At 56.2% G+C, this 16,651-nt stretch carries 13 protein-coding genes and 1 tRNA gene; 8 read left to right on the top strand and 6 right to left on the bottom strand.

The features are described 5' to 3' along the window. Positions 1–45: 45 nt before the first annotated feature. The 4 genes from hisD to EGN72_RS19295 all read right to left on the bottom strand — a co-directional run bounded on the left by hisD (position 46) and on the right by EGN72_RS19295 (position 3,544). Positions 46–1,347 carry a histidinol dehydrogenase gene (gene hisD / locus EGN72_RS07150; protein WP_127046015.1) on the bottom strand — a complete coding sequence of 434 codons (1,302 nt, stop codon included), beginning with the start codon at positions 1,345–1,347 and terminating at the stop codon, positions 46–48. A 305-nt stretch (positions 1,348–1,652) separates the two neighbouring features. Beyond that, positions 1,653–2,126, bottom strand: coding sequence for a DUF2948 family protein (locus EGN72_RS07145; protein WP_127046013.1), 474 nt, complete (start codon positions 2,124–2,126; stop codon positions 1,653–1,655). Further along, complete coding sequence (gene murA, locus EGN72_RS07140) at positions 2,123–3,391, bottom strand: UDP-N-acetylglucosamine 1-carboxyvinyltransferase (RefSeq protein WP_127046011.1); 1,269 nt, start codon at positions 3,389–3,391, stop codon at positions 2,123–2,125. Before murA ends, EGN72_RS07145 begins: the two co-directional genes overlap by 4 nt. Next, entirely contained in the window at positions 3,392–3,544 is a 153-nt protein-coding gene (locus EGN72_RS19295; protein ID WP_199743720.1) for a hypothetical protein, read from the bottom strand. It lies immediately after the preceding gene. A 139-nt stretch (positions 3,545–3,683) separates the two neighbouring features. On the opposite strand from EGN72_RS19295, the gene EGN72_RS07135 reads away from it, so the two are divergent. The 8 genes from EGN72_RS07135 (at position 3,684) to EGN72_RS07100 (ending at position 14,979) form a co-directional block, all read left to right on the top strand. Next, positions 3,684–3,758, top strand: a tRNA-Thr gene (locus EGN72_RS07135). An 89-nt stretch (positions 3,759–3,847) separates the two neighbouring features. Next, positions 3,848–5,416 (top strand): DUF6538 domain-containing protein, encoded by a 1,569-nt coding sequence (locus tag EGN72_RS07130; RefSeq protein ID WP_127046009.1) that lies wholly within the window; start codon positions 3,848–3,850, stop codon positions 5,414–5,416. Positions 5,417–5,536: 120 nt separating this feature from the next. After that, positions 5,537–7,078: a class I SAM-dependent DNA methyltransferase gene (locus EGN72_RS07125; RefSeq protein WP_127046007.1), complete on the top strand. Its 1,542-nt coding sequence runs from the start codon at positions 5,537–5,539 to the stop codon at positions 7,076–7,078. Next, complete coding sequence (locus EGN72_RS07120; protein ID WP_127046005.1) at positions 7,075–8,274, top strand: restriction endonuclease subunit S; 1,200 nt, start codon at positions 7,075–7,077, stop codon at positions 8,272–8,274. The genes EGN72_RS07125 and EGN72_RS07120 overlap by 4 nt, the downstream gene beginning before the upstream one ends. Positions 8,275–8,386: 112 nt before the next feature. After that, a complete protein-coding gene (locus tag EGN72_RS07115; RefSeq protein WP_233587066.1) occupies positions 8,387–11,740 on the top strand; it encodes a DEAD/DEAH box helicase family protein in 3,354 nt (1,117 codons plus the stop codon). A 439-nt stretch (positions 11,741–12,179) separates the two neighbouring features. Next, positions 12,180–12,572, top strand: coding sequence for a hypothetical protein (locus EGN72_RS07110; protein WP_127046001.1), 393 nt, complete (start codon positions 12,180–12,182; stop codon positions 12,570–12,572). Positions 12,573–12,810: 238 nt separating this feature from the next. Further along, positions 12,811–13,329: a hypothetical protein gene (locus EGN72_RS07105; protein WP_127045999.1), complete on the top strand. Its 519-nt coding sequence runs from the start codon at positions 12,811–12,813 to the stop codon at positions 13,327–13,329. 396 nt (positions 13,330–13,725) lie between these two features. Continuing rightward, positions 13,726–14,979 carry a hypothetical protein gene (locus EGN72_RS07100; protein WP_127045998.1) on the top strand — a complete coding sequence of 418 codons (1,254 nt, stop codon included), beginning with the start codon at positions 13,726–13,728 and terminating at the stop codon, positions 14,977–14,979. 267 nt (positions 14,980–15,246) lie between these two features. Here EGN72_RS07100 and EGN72_RS07095 read toward each other — a convergent pair whose 3' ends face one another. Both EGN72_RS07095 and EGN72_RS07090 read right to left on the bottom strand, forming a co-directional pair. Further along, positions 15,247–15,549, bottom strand: a complete 303-nt coding sequence (locus tag EGN72_RS07095) for an SH3 domain-containing protein (protein WP_127045996.1) — start codon at positions 15,547–15,549, stop codon at positions 15,247–15,249. 784 nt (positions 15,550–16,333) lie between these two features. Next, on the bottom strand, positions 16,334–16,651 hold a 318-nt coding region (locus EGN72_RS07090; RefSeq protein WP_233587065.1), incomplete at its 5' end, for a hypothetical protein.

Here is a 16,651-nt window from a genome sequence, read left to right as displayed (position 1 = left end):
CGTTTTCAGCACAAGGGGTAAGCCGTTTGCTTCACGCCAAAGGCTTCAGTCGTTCAGACGGTCCAACCGCGCCTGCACCGAAAGCCCATGCGCCTGCAAGCTTTCCGATGTGGCCAGCCGCACCGCCGAGGGGCCAATGGCCCGCAAAGCTGCCGGGGTCATCTGTGCCAGCGTAGTGCGTTTCATGAAATCCAGCACCGACAAGCCGCTGGAAAACCGGGCAGACCGGGCGGTGGGCAAGACATGGTTCGGCCCGCCGATATAATCGCCAATCGCCTCGGGCGTGTATTGGCCAAGGAAAATGGCCCCGGCATGGGTGATCTGCTGGCTCAACCCTTCCGGGTCAGCCACACACAGTTCCAGATGCTCCGGCGCCACGCGGTTGGACAGCCGTGCCGCCTCAGCCAGATCGCGGGTCACGATCACCGCACCATTGTCGCGCCAGCTTGGCCCCGCAATCGCCCGGCGTTCCAGCGTTTCCAGCCGCGCCTCGACCGCCTGCGCCACTGCCGCGCCAAAGCCTGCGTCATCGGTGATCAAAATGCTCTGCGCGCTTTCGTCATGCTCGGCCTGGCTCAGCAGGTCCAGCGCGATCCAGTCGGGGTTGTTGTCACGGTCGGCAATCACCAGAATTTCCGACGGGCCCGCGATCATATCAATGCCAACGCGGCCAAAGACCCGGCGCTTGGCGGCGGCAACAAAGGCATTGCCCGGCCCGGTGATCTTGTCGACAGGGGCAATGCTGGGCGTGCCATAGGCCAAGGCCGCCACCGCCTGCGCGCCGCCGATGCGGTAAATCTCATCCACACCGGAAATCTGGGCCGCCAGCAGAACCAGCGGGTTCACCACCCCATCCGGCGTGGGGCAGCAAATCACCAACCGCTCCACCCCGGCCACGCGCGCGGGAATGGCATTCATCAAAACCGAGGACGGATAGCTGGCCAGCCCCCCCGGCACATACAGCCCCGCCGCCGACACCGGCGTCCAGCGCCAGCCCAGCCGCGCGCCGGTATCCTCTTGCCACATCGCGTCTTCGGGCTTTTGCCGCGCGTGATAGGCGCGGATCCGCTCTGCCGCCAGTTCCAATGCGGCGCGATCCTCGGACGAGACTTTGGCACATTCCGCCGCGATCTCGTCAGCCGAAAAGCGCAAACTCTCAGGCGTCAGCGTCAGGCGGTCAAACTTCGCGGTCAGCTCCAGCACCGCCGCGTCGCCACGCGCGCGCACATCGGCAATGATGCCTGCCACGATATCATCCACATCGACGCTTTCTTCGCGCTTGGCCCCCAGAAGGGCCGCAAACCGCGCCTCAAAATCCGCCTCCGAAGTCGAAAGGAAAACCGGCATCACATACCCTTTTTATCCACGCCCCCACCCCATACCGCGCCAGCCCCGCCACCTCAAGCCGGGCCCGCCCTGTCGCGCGACTTTGTCCAATCCGGCCTGCCCCACCCTTTCCGCACCCCTGTTTCATCTTGGCGAAAATACCTCGGGGGGTGCGGGGGGCGGAGCCCCCCGCCTTTAATAGTTCGGGGGGGCAGAGCCCCCCACCTGAAAAAGCCCGACTTATGGGCCGAAATGGATGCGGGGGGCCCTGCCCCCCGCCGATGCCGTCATACCCCGCCGGGGCAGCGCCTCCCGTCGCTGCCCGCTCAGCGGTGCTCCGGCATCTTGCGTGACGGGGCCAGATAGGGCCGCGTCACATCGCGCAATGTGGCGTTGAGGGCCTCCACCTCCAACGCCACAGCGCCATCTCCTGCAAGGGTCAACACCACCCGCCCGGTGCCATCCTCGCCCGGCTCAAAGGCCAGCGCCAACAGCGACAAGACCGTGCCTTCCTCCAACTGGTGAATACCTTGCGACCGCACCGCCGTCACATCGTGAAACATCAAGACACAGCGCACCCGCTCATAGGCGCGGCCCGCGCGTTCTGCCGCCGCACGGTCTTCCCAGCGAAAGCGGTTCAACAGCAGCGCAAATTCCCGGCGCTTGGCGAGATAGCGCATATCCGACACCGCCAGCACCGAATCCTGCAACAGCGCCGACATGACCTGAAGGTCATCCGTATCCCCGGCCAACAGCGCCAGCGGGGCCTCGTCGCCATCTTCGAAGCGGGCATCGCTCATGAGGCGATCCGCTCGATATGCGCGCCACATGCGCCCAGCTTTTCCTCCACCCGCTCATAGCCGCGATCAAGGTGATAGACGCGGCTGACCACGGTTTCGCCCTCAGCCGCCATCGCCGCCAGGATGAGGCTGACAGAGGCCCGCAGATCGGTCGCCATCACCCGTGCCCCTTTCAGCTTTTCAACGCCTTTCACGGTGGCATGGCCGCCATGCACCTCAATCCGCGCCCCCATGCGCGTCAGCTCCGGCGCATGCATGAAGCGGTTTTCAAAGATCTTTTCCTCCAGCACCGAGGTGCCATCTGCTGTGCACAACAGCGCCATCATCTGCGCCTGCAAATCGGTCGGGAAACCGGGGAACGGCTCTGTCGTCACATCAACGGCTTTCACGCGGCCATTCTTGCGCGTCACTTTCAGCCCGCGTTCGGTTTCTTCCACCGAAACCCCCGCCGCATCCAGCTTTTCACAAAAGGCGCCGACCAGTTCGATCCGCCCGCCAAGACATTCCACCGTGCCGCCACAAATCGCCGGGGCCAGCATATAGGTGCCCAGTTCGATCCGGTCGGTGACAACCGGATGGGTGGCCCCGCTCAGCCGGTCCACGCCTTGAATGGTGATGATGCTGCTGCCTTCGCCTTCGATCTGCGCGCCCATGCGGCGCAGGCATTGCGCAAGGTCCACGATCTCGGGCTCGCGCGCGGCATTCTTGATCACGGTCGTGCCCTTGGCCAGCGTTGCTGCCAGCAAAGCGTTTTCCGTGGCCCCGACCGAGGCGAAGCCGAATTCGATCACCGCCCCTTTCAGCCGCCCGCCGGGGGCGCGCGCATGCACATAGCCATCGCGCAGATCAAGCTCTGCCCCCATCGCCTCCAATGCCTGCAAATGCATATCCACCGGGCGCGCACCAATTGCACAGCCACCGGGCAAGGACACAATCGCATGACCATCCCGCGCCAGCATCGGCCCCAGCACCAGAATAGAAGCCCGCATCTTGCGCACGATGTCATAATCGGCCGTGTGGTTGTGGATGTTATGGCTGGACATCGCCAGCACCTGCCCATCCTGAAGGCTTGCCACCTCGGCCCCCAGCGACCCCAGAAGCTGGGTCATGGTGCGAATATCCGACAGGCGCGGCGCATTGGTCAGCGTCAGCGGCTCCTCGGTCAGCAAGGTGGCGGGCATCAGCGTCAGACAGGCGTTCTTTGCCCCTGCGATGGGAATCACCCCGTTGAGTTCACCGCCACCGCGTACAAGAATCGAATCCATTTACTGCCCCTGCGTTTTTTCATTGTTCGGGCCCGTCCGGGCCTTTGCCTGTGCCTTGCGCCGGGCCATATTGGCCTTTAGCGCCGCCTTCAACCGTTCTTCCCGCAATTCCGCACCGGTTTTCTGACGCTGCGCGCCTTTATTTCGGGCCATTGAGGGGGTGTTCATGCCATCATTCATGCCCCTTCTCTACCGCAAGCATGAAAAAGCGTCCAGATTGCCCTTGCACCATCTGAAAATTCCGACTAATCAGCCGCCACGCCAAGCGGGAACCCCCGCCAAAGCGCCGGATGCTGTGGTAGCTCAGTGGTAGAGCACACCCTTGGTAAGGGTGAGGTCGAGAGTTCAATCCTCTCTCACAGCACCATCTATCCCGTTGATTTCTTTATATACCCTTGCAAACACAAGGGTTTTCCCGTCTGACTGCTACAAAGCTTGTTACAAAACGGGTGCATAATGGCGGGCAAACTCAGATACTTTCAAACGCGCAACGGTAGCTACTACGCACGCATGAGCGTTCCTAATTTACTGCGTCCAATTGTCGGAAAAGACGAACTTACAAAGGCTTTGGGACCCGATCGACGAGCGGCGGAGCGAGCGCTTGCAGGTGTGGTTGCCGGTTTCCAAACTCAAATCATGGAGGCGGGGCGACAACACGCGGAACGGCAAGGTGCGCCCGTGCCACTTGCCCCCTTCCCCCTGACGAACAGTCAGATCGCCCGTAAGCATTACGAGATGCGCCTCGAACAAGATGCCGAGGCCCGCAATCATGGCACAGCTTATTCAAGTGTAGGAATCGACGACAGCTATGTCGCTCAATTGCGTATGGGCATTGCAGGAAACCTGACGGATCGCGAGTTAGCGGAACTGGTCGTGCATCAGATGAATTTTTTCCTACGGGCTGGGAATACCGATGCTCAGTTTGGCTCTCCTGCATGGCGCGCGTTAGCGATGTCCCTATGCCAAGCTGAGTATGAAGCACTCGAACGAGTGGCCGAACGTGATGACGGGAACTTTTCGGGGATTCCTTCCAACCCCCTGATTGCCAGTTCCGAACCAGTTTCGCCTCAAGTCGCCCCGCTCTCCATCATCAAACTATTCGACGATTTTGTTGCCAGCCGGAGAGTGATAGGGAAAGGTCGAGAAATCGAACATCGGTGGCGGCCTGTCATTAACGATCTCCGGAAGTTCCTTAAACACGACGACGTCAACAAGATCACAAAGAAAAATCTTCTAGATTGGCGCAATGCAAAGCTTCACACTCTCAGCCCCAAAACCGTATCTGACGTTTATCTTGCGGCCGTGCGGGCCATGCTGAATTGGGCACATGCCAATGACTTGATAAAAGAAAACCCCTCCGAAAAAGTGACGCAGGAGGTGCCAAAGAAAGTTCGCAACCGTGAAAAAGGGTTCACGGAAGAAGAAGCTATAATCATTTTGAAAGCCGCCATTTCGCACCGGCCAAAGGATACAGGAAACCCAAGGACAACAGAAAGTCCCCACACGACGGCCACCATCAACTGGGTGCCGTTGATCTGTGCTTTTACTGGTGCGCGCCCATCGGAAATCACCCAAGCGCGTGCCGAGGATTTCCGCCGAGAAGAGGGCTACTATGTTCTAAGGATTTCACCTGAAGCCGGAACTGTAAAAACAGGTATGTATCGGGATGTGCCGCTTCACAATCAGCTCGTAGAGCTTGGCTTGATGAGGTTTGTCGCTGGCAAGTCCGGACCGCTTTTTCACGCCAACCATCCCGGCAAAGACGCTAGCCGTGCGGCAAAGGTGATGAGCGGAAAGCTTGCCGGTTGGTTACAAGCACAGCAGCTGATACCCAAAGGTGTTCAACCGAACTACGGTTGGCGACACCGGTTTAAGACGCTGACCAACGAGTTGGAAATCACTGTCCGTGTTGCTGACGCAATCCAAGGTCATCCTGGCAAAACCGCCGCTGATAATTATGGGGACATAAACTTAAAGACGCGCTGGAACGCTATACAGAAACTGCCTTGGATACGCTTGGATTGAAGTTAGTGGTCGGTGATCGCTCTCAACTCTTTTCAAAATGGAAAGATATGAGACGCTCGGTTGCTCAGGCAAGATAACCCACCTACAGTCCACCAAAATTACATTTGCAGGTAACACCTTATGCTGACCGGCCCCATTCGCTCTCAAATCGACCAAATCTGGAACGCGTTTTGGTCGGGCGGCGTGTCAAACCCGCTTTCTGTGATCGAACAGCTGACATTCCTGATGTTCATCAAGCGCCTTGATGACATCCAGACTGCCGAAGAGGCCAAGGTTGAAATGCTGGGCGGCACGTTAGACCGACGTATCTTCCCCGAAGGCGACGACCCCAAGAATGAACCCTACGCCAACCTGCGCTGGTCTCGTTTCAAGAGCTTTGAAGCGCGCGAGATGATGCGCATCGTGGATGAGCACGTCTTCCCTTTCCTGCGCGAACTGGGCGAGACCGGATCGTCCTACGGCACCCATATGAAAGACGCCCGACTGGGGTTTTCCAACCCCAACCTGCTGGCCAAAGTCGTGCAGATGCTCGACGAAATCCCGATGGACGACCGCGACACCAAGGGCGATGTCTATGAGTATATGCTGGGCAAGATCGCCAGCGCAGGCACCAACGGCCAGTTCCGCACCCCGCGCCACATCATCGGGCTGATGGTGCATCTGATGGCCCCGACCCCCACCGATACCATCTGCGACCCAGCGGCAGGCACTTGCGGCTTTCTGGTCGCGGCGGGCGAATACCTGCGCGACACCCACCCCCAGATGATGCGCAACGCCGAATCCCGCGCGCATTTCCACAACGGCATGTTCCACGGCTTTGATTTCGATAGCACCATGCTGCGGATCGGCGCGATGAACATGACGCTGCACGGCGTCGACAATCCCGACATCACCTACCGCGACAGCTTGGCCGAGGAGCACAACGCCGACGCGGGCGCCTATTCCCTGATCCTTGCCAACCCGCCCTTTGCCGGGTCGCTGGATTACGACACCACCGCCAAAGACCTGCTGAAAATCGTCAAAACCAAAAAGACCGAGCTGCTGTTCATCGCCCTGTTCCTGCGCCTGATGCGCACGGGTGGGCGCGCGGCGGTGGTTGTGCCCGATGGCGTGCTGTTCGGGTCATCGACAGCGCACAAAGACATCCGGCGGATGCTGGTCGAGGATCACAAACTGGACGCGATCATCAAACTGCCCTCGGGCGTGTTCCGCCCCTATGCGGGCGTGTCCTGCGCGATTGTGATCTTTACCAAAACCGGCATCGGCGGCACGGGCGATGTGTGGTTCTACGACATGACCGCCGACGGGATGAGCCTTGATGACAAGCGCACGCCCCTCCTCGACGAGGCGAAACTGGGCGCAAAGCCGAGCGAGCCCCTGACCGAGGAAGAGCACGCCAAAAACAACCTGCCCGATATTCTGGCCCGCTGGAACGCGTTGGCGGACGAGGCCGCGCGCCCCCGCACCGCCCAAAGCTTCATGGTGCCCGCCGCCGAGATCATCGCCAGCGGCACATGGGACCTCTCGCTCAACCGCTACCGCGAGATTGAACATGTCGAAGTTATCCACCAATCCCCCGCCGAGATTATCGCCGAACTGCGCGCGATTGAGGCCGAGATTGCCGAAGGACTGGATCGGTTGGAGGGGATGTTGGCGGAATGATCACGTCCATCGCACTTGGTGACGCCTTCGAACACATTCGAAATGGCATGAGCGTAAAACAAGACAAGGATGCTGACGGTATCCCAATCACCCGAATTGAAACCATCTCTGATGGGACGATCGACCTAGGCCGCGTTGGCTATGCTGGTTTGCAGCATACCGATGTTGAAAAGTGGCTGCTGCAACCCGGAGACATTTTACTGAGTCATATCAACAGTGTAGAGCATATTGGAAAATGCGCCTTATTCGAAGACCCAACAACGAAGCTTGTCCATGGAATGAACCTACTTTCCATGCGCCCCAAGAGCGATATCCTGTTCCCAAGGTATGCGATGTGGGCAATGAAGGATCCATCGTTTAAGGCCCGAATACTAAAATTCGTCAATAAGGCTGTAAATCAAGCAAGCATTTCGACGACCAATCTCAAGACGGTTGAAATCCCCCTCCCCCCCCTTGAGGAGCAAAAGCGGATTGCGGGGATATTGGATCAGGCGGACGCGCTCCGCCGCCTCCGCACCCGCGCCCTCGACAAACTCAACACCCTCGGGCAGGCGATTTTTTATGAGATGTTTGCGCCACAAATTGAGAGCCAAGACTTATCGGGCTTTATAACTATTGAATACGCATGCCGTGAAAAGCTCCAGAATGGTGCCTACTTCCCTAGAGAATCCTATAGTGAAGTGGGCGTGGAAATGGTCCACATGGGTGACGCATTCGCCGGCACAGTTTCGCGAGGTTGCTTGAAACGAGTAAAGTGCAGTGAAACGGACTTGAATAAGTATTCGCTGGTTTCGTCCGACCTTCTTATTGCGCGCCGTTCATTGAATTTTTCAGGGGCGGCTAAACCCTGTATGATACCGCCTTCTTTCGAACCTATGATTTTTGAATCGTCTTTCATCCGTATCCGCCCAAATCCTGCGGTTACTGACGCCCTCTTTCTCTTTTACTACTTACAGGATCCGATTGCTCGGGGGCGTTTTGTTCTGCCGAATATTACGCAATCAACAATTTCAGGGATTAGTCAGAGCAACCTCAAAAAGGTTTTGCTTCCAAAAATTGCGGCAGCAGATCGTAGCGTGTTTCGAGATCGGCATGATGAGCTATTAGGGCAAATACAAAAACAAGAGCGGCTGGTGGAGAGGCAAAACTCCCTCTTCTCCTCCCTCCAACACCGCGCCTTTCGCGGGGAACTTTAACCCCATCGCACTCTGGGGTTGAGAAACCAAAATCGCCGCCCTAACATCCTGCAACAACAGGACTTTGTGCATGACCCAGTTCGCCTTCCTCGCCCCCGAATTCCCCGATCTTTTGGCCCATGCCCAAAAGGCCGAAACCGCCGCCCTATCCGACCCGCGCGGCGCGTGTTTTTACGCGCGGCTCACGCTGGAAACCGCGCTGAACTGGCTTTTTCGGCGAGAATCTGCGCTCAAACGGCCCTACGGGCGCGAACTCGCCGCCCTGATCGCCGAACCCAGCCTCTTGGCCCTGACCGGCCCCGCGATTGTGACCAAGGCGAAATACATCAAGGATCAGGGCAACCGCGCCGCCCATGACAGCGGCAAACCGATCAGCCCGCAAGATGCCGCCGCGACTGTCCGCGAGCTGTTCCATGTCTGCTATTGGATCGCGCGGACCTATGCCAAAGGCGCAAAGCCCGACCCGGCCAGCAGCTTCGACCTTGCCAAGCTGGAACCAACCCTGACCATCACCGCCAGCACGGTGACCCAGATCAAGGAGCAAGCCGCAGCATTCGCCGCCGCCCGCAAAGCGCTGGAGGCGGCCGAGGATGCCCGCCGCGCCTCTGACGAGGGCCGCGCGGCACTGGAGGCCGAGCTTGCCGCCCTGCGCGCCCAAGTCGCTGCAGCACGCCGCGCCAACCAAGCCGTCCCCGACCCGCATGACTACGACGAGGCCGCCACCCGCGATGCCTTTATCGACCTGCTGCTGATGGAGGCAGGCTGGCCGCTTACCCAACCCCGTGATCGCGAATTCCCGGTGCAGGGCATGCCCAACCAAAGCGGTGACGGCTTTGTGGACTATGTGCTGTGGGGCGATGACGGCAAGCCGCTGGCCGTGGTTGAGGCCAAGCGCACGAAAAAGGACTCGCGCATCGGCCAGAACCAAGCGCGGCTTTATGCCGATTGCCTTGAGGCCGCCTTTGGGCGCAGGCCGGTGATTTTTACAACCAACGGCTATGATCATTGGTTCTGGGACGACAAGATGTATCCGCCGCGCCCCGTGTCGGGTTTCCTGAAAAAGGATGAGCTGGTCTTGCTGCATCAGCGCCGCGAAACCCGCAAAAAGCTGGATGACGTTGCCATTGATGAAAAGATCGCGGGCCGCTTTTATCAACAGCGCGCCATCCGCCGTGTGGGTGAGGCGTTTGAGAAAGACCTGCTGCGCAAATCCCTGCTGGTTATGGCGACAGGCAGCGGTAAGACCCGCACCGTGATCGCTTTGGTGGATCAGCTTCAGCGTGCCAATTGGGTAAAGCGGGTGCTGTTTCTGGCTGATCGGGTTGCGCTGGTAAAGCAGGCACATGGCGCGTTCAAAACCCACTTGCCCGCCACGCCCTCGGCCAATCTGTTGGAACGCAACGATCCGCAGAAGAACGACCACGCAGGCGCAAAGGTCTTGTTTTCAACCTATCCCACGATGATGGGGATGATCGACGAGGTGAAGCACGGTCAGAAGAATTTTGGCCCCGGTCATTTCGATTTGATCGTTATCGATGAGGCACACCGGTCTATCTATAAGAAATACCGCGCGATTTTCGACTATTTCGACGGGATGCTGATCGGCCTGACCGCCACCCCGCGCGATGAAATCGACCGCGACACCTATTCGCTGTTCGAGCTGGAGCGCGGCGTGCCGACCGATGCCTATGATCTGGACGATGCTGTCGCTGATGGTTTTCTAGTGCCGCCGAAATCAATCTCTGTGCCGTTAAAATTTCAACGGGACGGTATCGCCTACGATCAGCTTTCTGAAGAAGAGAAAGAGGAATGGGACGCGATCGAATGGGACGAAGAGGGCAATATTCCGGACAAGGTGGAATCCGCCGATTTGAATAAATGGCTGTTCAATATAGATACGGTCGACAAGGTGCTTGAGCATGTCATGCGCAATGGCATCAAGGTGGCAGGTGGTGACCGTTTGGGCAAAACCATCGTTTTCGCCAAGAACAGCGCCCACGCCCATTTCATCGTTGAGCGCTTCAACGCGAATTATCCGCATTACCAAGGCAAGTTTGCTCAATTGATTGATTACAGCGTGACTTATGCGCAATCGCTGATTGATGACTTTTCGGAGGTCGAAAAACTACCGCACATAGCGGTTTCGGTCGACATGCTGGATACAGGGATCGACATCCCCGAGGTTGTGAACCTGGTATTCTTCAAGATCGTCAGATCAAAGACCAAGTTTTGGCAGATGGTTGGGCGCGGCACTCGTCTTTGTCCGAACCTCTTTGGCCCCAACGATGACAAAGAAGAGTTTCTAATCTTCGACTTTTGTCAGAACCTTGAATTCTTCCGTGAAAACCCAAAGGCAATCGATGGACCATTGGCCCGGCCGATTGGGGAGCGGTTGTTCTCAACCCGTGTTGAACTGATCGGCGAGCTTCAAAATCTGAGTGAGCCCCATGACGACCTTTTAGCCTCACTCAAATCGCGGCTGCTGGAAGAGGTTAGGGGCATGAACCCAGACAACTTCATCGTCCGCGCAAAACGGAGGGCTGTTGAGACGTTTCAGGATGAAAAAAGCTGGGCCGCGCTGGACCTCGATGCGCGTATGACACTTCAGACCGACATCGCGGGTCTGCCGTCGGCCTATCGTGACGATGCCCTACCTGCCAAGCAATTTGATCTCTTGGTGTTGAATGTTCAGCTTTGCCTTTTGCGTGGAGAGAGCGGTTTCGCCGCGCTGCAGGTTCGGATCATCAGGTTCGCATCGGCACTTGAGCGACTTTCAAACGTGCCAGCTGTTGCGCGTGAATTGGAGCTAATCCTTGAAATCCAAACAGATGACTTCTGGAAAGACATCACTGTCGATATCCTGGAGCGGGTCCGCAAGCGTCTGCGCATGTTGGTTGACCTGATCCAACCCATTGAACGGAAGGTTGTCATCACCGATTTTGAAGATGAAATTGGGTCTGGCGACGCCGTTGATCTTCCCGAAATTGGTGGCGGCGTTGATAAAGCACGCTTCAAGATGAAAATGCGCCGCTTCATCGAAGTTCATGCCGACCATCTCGCCTTGCAAAAAATCCGGCGTGCCCTGCCCGTTACGCCTCAGGACATCCAAGAGCTGGAAGCCATGATCTTGGGAGATGGAGCCGCCGATGCGGAAAGCTTGGAAACCATTCGGAACGGTGATGGCCTTGGAGTGTTCCTGCGCCAATTGATCGGTCTAGACCGGACAGCTGCCAAAGAAGCGTTTTCTGAGCTTGTTTCGTCCCAAAATCTAAATGCCGACCAAACTGAATTCATAAACCTCATTATTGATTGCTTGACTGAAACAGGCACCATCGAGCCCCGCTTATTCTATGAAAGCCCCTTTACTGATATCAATGATCAGGGAATCGCTGGTGTGTTTTCTGTCCGACAAAGCACGGATATCATTCGGATTGTGAAGCAATTGAACCAAGTATCAGCGGCGTAGCAATACATCTGGCCGTGGGGCGCGGATTCCTCCGATCAGTTTCTATTTCCTTTCGCTGATGAAAATCAGATTCTGCGGCTAGGCATGCGAAATTGAGTCGACCGATCCCGCTTTGCTGCCGTTCCCCGCCCCGCAAGGGCCGAACCGACAGAGGCATTCGATCCAGCGTAGAGTTACTTGCGTCAAGTAAGGCGAGTCCAACATCGGCTCGCAAGCGCGAAGGAAACCCCTTCTATCGGCCTTCCAAGCGCCTGCGAGGTTCTGGTGTCCACGCGCTATTGGTCAGAGCCCACCAGACCTTGCCGGATACCTCTGTGCAACGACGGGATCGGAAACGGGTATGCAGCTGAAAGCTGCACGGACGGTGAATAGATGGCTGTTGACAACTGGTATTCAGGAGTGCCCTTTGTCTTCACAAACTTCACCTTAAGGATTGATAATGAATAGAATAACTGCGCTGACCTTGGCCGTGTTGGCACTTTCGAGCTGCGGCCCGCAGGAAAATTACAGCGGTGCAATCGCTGCAGCCGTTCCTGCAAGCGAGTCGATCAAATCACAGATAGTCCAAGATGCTCGCAACCTGCTCCTTGATCCATATTCTGTTCGCGACGCTGAGATTTCTTATGTCGCAACTTTTTCAAATGGAACACAAGGCGTTTGCGTTCGTGCGAACACGAAGAATGCTTTGGGTGGGTATATTGGGCGACAAAGCATGGCAATAACGATCCGCAACGGTCGCCTAACAGGGAATATTGTGAATCATCCGCTTTGCAGCCGCCCGGACATTAAGTGGCAACCATTTAAGCAATTAGAAGCTCTCAAGAACCTTTAGTTCACTTGGGTGCTGGTTATCATGACTGGCACCCGGGTTTCCCTTCGCACGCGGCGTTCGGCACCGGTGGGTTCGATCTCCCCTTCATTTCTCCTGCTCCTTGGCTCAATTATCTGAACGTCTTATCCGCGCCGAAGAACGCTTGTGAAAATAATCCCGGCATCCAAAGCAAAATGTTGGGACAACCACCAAGTCGTAGATTTTCTATCCTTCACAAAACAACACGAGTCACCGTGCCATGCCCAAGCCCAAACAGAGGCGTGATAATAGATACTACCTCGACCGATTGCGTGATGAGCATCCGGCAATTTTTGCTGACTATCAGGCCGGAAAGTTCAAGAACGCCTCCGAGGCTTTTGCAAAGGCAGGCTTGCGCAACCAGCGATCAAGTCTCCAAGTGCTAAAGTCTGAATGGAACAAAGCATCCGTTGCTGAGCGCGACGCCTTCAAGGCACTGATTGGTTGCGTCGCCAATCCTAACCCCGCCCCATCTGCCGCCATGACAACAACGCCGGTTGTGTCGTCACTCCCACCGGCAACAGCGATACATCTCGATGGGCGACTTACCTCAAGCGCTGCTGCGCAAATACAAGCAATCATGATCAGAAGAGGAATTACCTCGGGAACCATCATGAGGGAACTCGGATTCAACCCTCTCGACGCGAGCCTTGGTCTCGCTTTGCAACGCGGTTCTTGCATCAAGAACCAAGTGGTGCTCGATGCGCTTTCCGAGTGGTTGAAGAAAAATCCAAACTGATTGTAGATTTTCTACCAGCCACATCACCTCGGCGGTCTATCCGGGCATTTCGCTGTGATTGATGTGTGTCGTTCTCTGCCGCTCGCCCCTTTGGGACTTGGCATGTTTTAAAGTCCGACGATCAACCCCAAGGTCAAGCCTTTTCCTGTTTTTTTGGCCGAAGCATCAAATTTCTCGGTGCAGTGTATGAGGACATATTGGTGAGCCGCCTCCATCTGCCGAACCGGTCAAATTGGCTCGGACATAAAGCGATGATGCCGGGGAAAGCCGGTATCAACACCAGATCAACTTCGCCCAGCGTCTCCAACGGCTTTGTAAATCTGAGCCATCCCAGCCGACATCTTTGCCATCCGCATATATATGGAAAGAGATGACCGGAAGTAGGAGAACCGCCCAATGTTACCGACAACCGCAAAACTACCTTTTGCGAAACAAATTAAGCCACCGTTGCTACTGCCACATCGCGCAGTGGCTTTAGGAGCCGTCCAGCGCCGACTTTTCGGCCGGACCGCGCTTGTTCCCGACGTTGACCTCGACGCCTACCGCTTCCAGGTCGTGATCGACTGGATCGAGTTTCATGTTCATTTCAACCACGCCACGCAAGTGCAACATGTTCAGCAAGTGCTGCGCGGGTTTCACGACCGGAACAGTTATATTCATGCCCAAGAAGAAGGACTTGGGCGCACCTTTGATCGGTGCACCATCAAGGTTCAGGAACCAAAGACCCTGGCACAGATTACACAGATGCATAGAGCGCTCGCGGAACACTTCGGAGAGGCCTCAGAATCGCGCGTGAGGGGCATTGAGGTCAGTATTGATGCCTACCCAGCCCAGCCATCACATGAGGCCCGTGCGACTCTCCTGGGTGCTCTACAGCGAACCATCTGGACCGGGAGAAATATATGGTGGAACCCCGACAGCCGACCACGGACCGTTTTCGGAAAAGGCGAAGGGTATTACTACAAATTGTCGCCCGAACCGGAGATTGAAGCAAGGGTGAACAGCGCCAAGCAAAACGACGAACTGGTCAGCAGGCTCGACCCATTTCACCATAGAGTGATCCCGATCGATGGCACAATGTTTCTCGGCGCAAAATATGATGATGTGATGATCCGGGTCATGGATAAAGTGATAGATGCTCAGCGCCCTGATGGAACCCGCAAGAATCTTAGTGATGACCAGAAACGGGTGAGGATTGAAGTCACTGTCAAAGGTGATGAACTAGCTGCGGTTGGAATAACAAACATACCGTCTTTGCAGAAGCTAAAGCTTACAACATTCCAGAAAAGCTACTTTCAGTTTCGGCTGCCCACTTTTTCATACAGGGACAATCCAAAAACCGGAGCAGACGCGATGCACAACGCAAGACAGATATGGCGCGCACGGACATATCTGCGATCAGGTTTGACGGGTCTGATGGCAAGGGATGCAGAAGCAGGAGCAGTTCAGGCGAAAATGAAAAAGGGCGTTCAGAAGACGCTGCGAACCATGAACCTTGTGAAACCACGCACATGGGCTGGCAAACGATTGGCGCCCACGTTTTCATCGTGGGAACAATTGAACAGGAAGATGCATCTCGCGTTTAGGGATATGGAGAGGCGTGAAGCAACTGCACGAAGGAAGGTAGCGCGAAAGAAGGTGATGTGTTGATGGTTATGGGGTGGGGATATGGTGAAGCTGAGAGGACAGCATATGTGCTTACTTACCAGTTAATAGGCCGTCGATCTGCTGAAAAGCTGACCGCGCCTTGCTTTCAAAGTGATTTTAGCGAACTGTCGTCAATCCGGTGTCCCAGTTTCTGCGTAAAAAACCTGCACAATCTGTCTGCACCATCCCGAATTGCCTACGCCGTCGCGGCGTTTCTCTGACGGGCGCTCACCCGGCATGAACAAATGTCCGCACTGCCAGGTTCTCGGCTCACCGCTCGCGCAGATAAGCCCAAGACACATAGCCGGTGAGGTCGCCTGTCTTTTTCAGAGTGGCTTTGCACCAGCGCGTGCTGCCAGTCTGCTCGCAGCTATGGACCCTCAAGACAGTGCCGTTTGGAAGTCCCGCGATCACGTTGTAACCGGTGCCTGGACCAGCACGCATTTTCAGCATGTCACCATCCTCAACGCCTCCGACCAAATAGTAGGCGTCCAATCTACCATCCGAGGAAACACAGCCAGAAAGGCTTCCGACTGCGACGACGCAGATTGCGGCGAGGGCGGCTTTGAACATCAATCGCTCCTGTGTTGAGTTTGTCCGACCATGTAAGTCATCCAACGCATCACGTGCAAGAACACCACGGCGCTGAGACCCTTGGAAACTTGGCGCGCCATTTCACGAGGGCAATGTGCGCGCCGCGCGAACGTCTCCTCCACCCATTCGTTCCGACTCCGAAAGCATCGACCATTATGTCGGCTCGTAGGTTCAATGTCGCGCGTTAGCAACATCGGCCTTTGACACCACCGCCAGGCTCACTGGGGCGACCGCTGAGGTGCACCCTTGCTGTCTCAGGTCTCTGAGGTGCGGGCAGTCACCGAGCGCTGCCTATGACCGCCCCCTGAACATGGCATCCAAGCCAAACCGCTTCTTATTTCGTTCCGGCATTGTTGCAGCCATGAAGGATAAGCCCAAAATGATCAGACGCCCCATGCGTGACTATTGATGTGCGGACTTCAAACCCGTTCCGGCCTGAACGTGTCGGGTGCTGTCCACTACTGCTGTTCTGCGTCCTGACCATTCAGAACACATCTGGCAAGGCGGTAATATTTCGATTGTTTTTTACCGATTTTCGATCCGCATGAGCGCCATACCAGGTCCGTCTTTCGGTCAAAAAGTTCTTCCCGGCCCCGGTTTGTCAACATTTGGGTAAATTAGCTTTTGAGAAACCCAATGAAATAAGGCTTCTGACGCGACATTCAGATTTCATTTGCTGCAGGAAATGAGACGTTTTCTCGCAAGAATGTTCCATTTCCCAGAGCATTTCATCCTGAAATCTACCCGTTGCGACCGCTTTTGATTAGTTGTGGACACCAAATTTAACACGATTGATGTCAAATGTTCGTTTCCATGGCAGCCAAGCGACGCTTGCTTCGCTGACTTTCGCGCCCACGGAGAATAGCGGAATGGCATCGTGCGCGGCTTGAGCTGTATCGAACTCACCAAAGGTCAGTATTATGCCATCGACGCCTAGGACCGCCTCGAACTTGTCACCTACGGCCCAAACGTGTTGATTGCCACTGAGAATTGACCCGGCAGCGGCCAAAATTGTCACTGAGAATTGACCCATGTGCAACCTTGCCCCGGCTTGAACCAGCTGGGGGCATTTGGAGTGATC

It is taken from the genome of Pseudorhodobacter sp. E13 (assembly GCF_003991405.1).
Taxonomy (GTDB): Bacteria; Pseudomonadota; Alphaproteobacteria; order Rhodobacterales; family Rhodobacteraceae; genus Pseudorhodobacter.
Note: the sequence above shows the minus strand (reverse complement) of the source record. Positions and strands in the feature narration are given on the sequence as shown.

Coding starts and splice junctions, on each gene's coding strand:
- EGN72_RS07145 (WP_127046013.1), bottom strand. CDS start 2,126: ATGAGCGATGCCCGCTTCGAAGATGGCGACGAGGCCCCGCTGGCGCTG.
- EGN72_RS07105 (WP_127045999.1), top strand. CDS start 12,811: ATGCCCAAGCCCAAACAGAGGCGTGATAATAGATACTACCTCGACCGA.
- EGN72_RS07120 (WP_127046005.1), top strand. CDS start 7,075: ATGATCACGTCCATCGCACTTGGTGACGCCTTCGAACACATTCGAAAT.
- murA (WP_127046011.1), bottom strand. CDS start 3,391: ATGGATTCGATTCTTGTACGCGGTGGCGGTGAACTCAACGGGGTGATT.
- EGN72_RS19295 (WP_199743720.1), bottom strand. CDS start 3,544: ATGGCCCGAAATAAAGGCGCGCAGCGTCAGAAAACCGGTGCGGAATTG.
- EGN72_RS07125 (WP_127046007.1), top strand. CDS start 5,537: ATGCTGACCGGCCCCATTCGCTCTCAAATCGACCAAATCTGGAACGCG.
- EGN72_RS07100 (WP_127045998.1), top strand. CDS start 13,726: ATGTTACCGACAACCGCAAAACTACCTTTTGCGAAACAAATTAAGCCA.
- EGN72_RS07130 (WP_127046009.1), top strand. CDS start 3,848: ATGGCGGGCAAACTCAGATACTTTCAAACGCGCAACGGTAGCTACTAC.
- hisD (WP_127046015.1), bottom strand. CDS start 1,347: ATGCCGGTTTTCCTTTCGACTTCGGAGGCGGATTTTGAGGCGCGGTTT.
- EGN72_RS07110 (WP_127046001.1), top strand. CDS start 12,180: ATGAATAGAATAACTGCGCTGACCTTGGCCGTGTTGGCACTTTCGAGC.
- EGN72_RS07095 (WP_127045996.1), bottom strand. CDS start 15,549: ATGTTCAAAGCCGCCCTCGCCGCAATCTGCGTCGTCGCAGTCGGAAGC.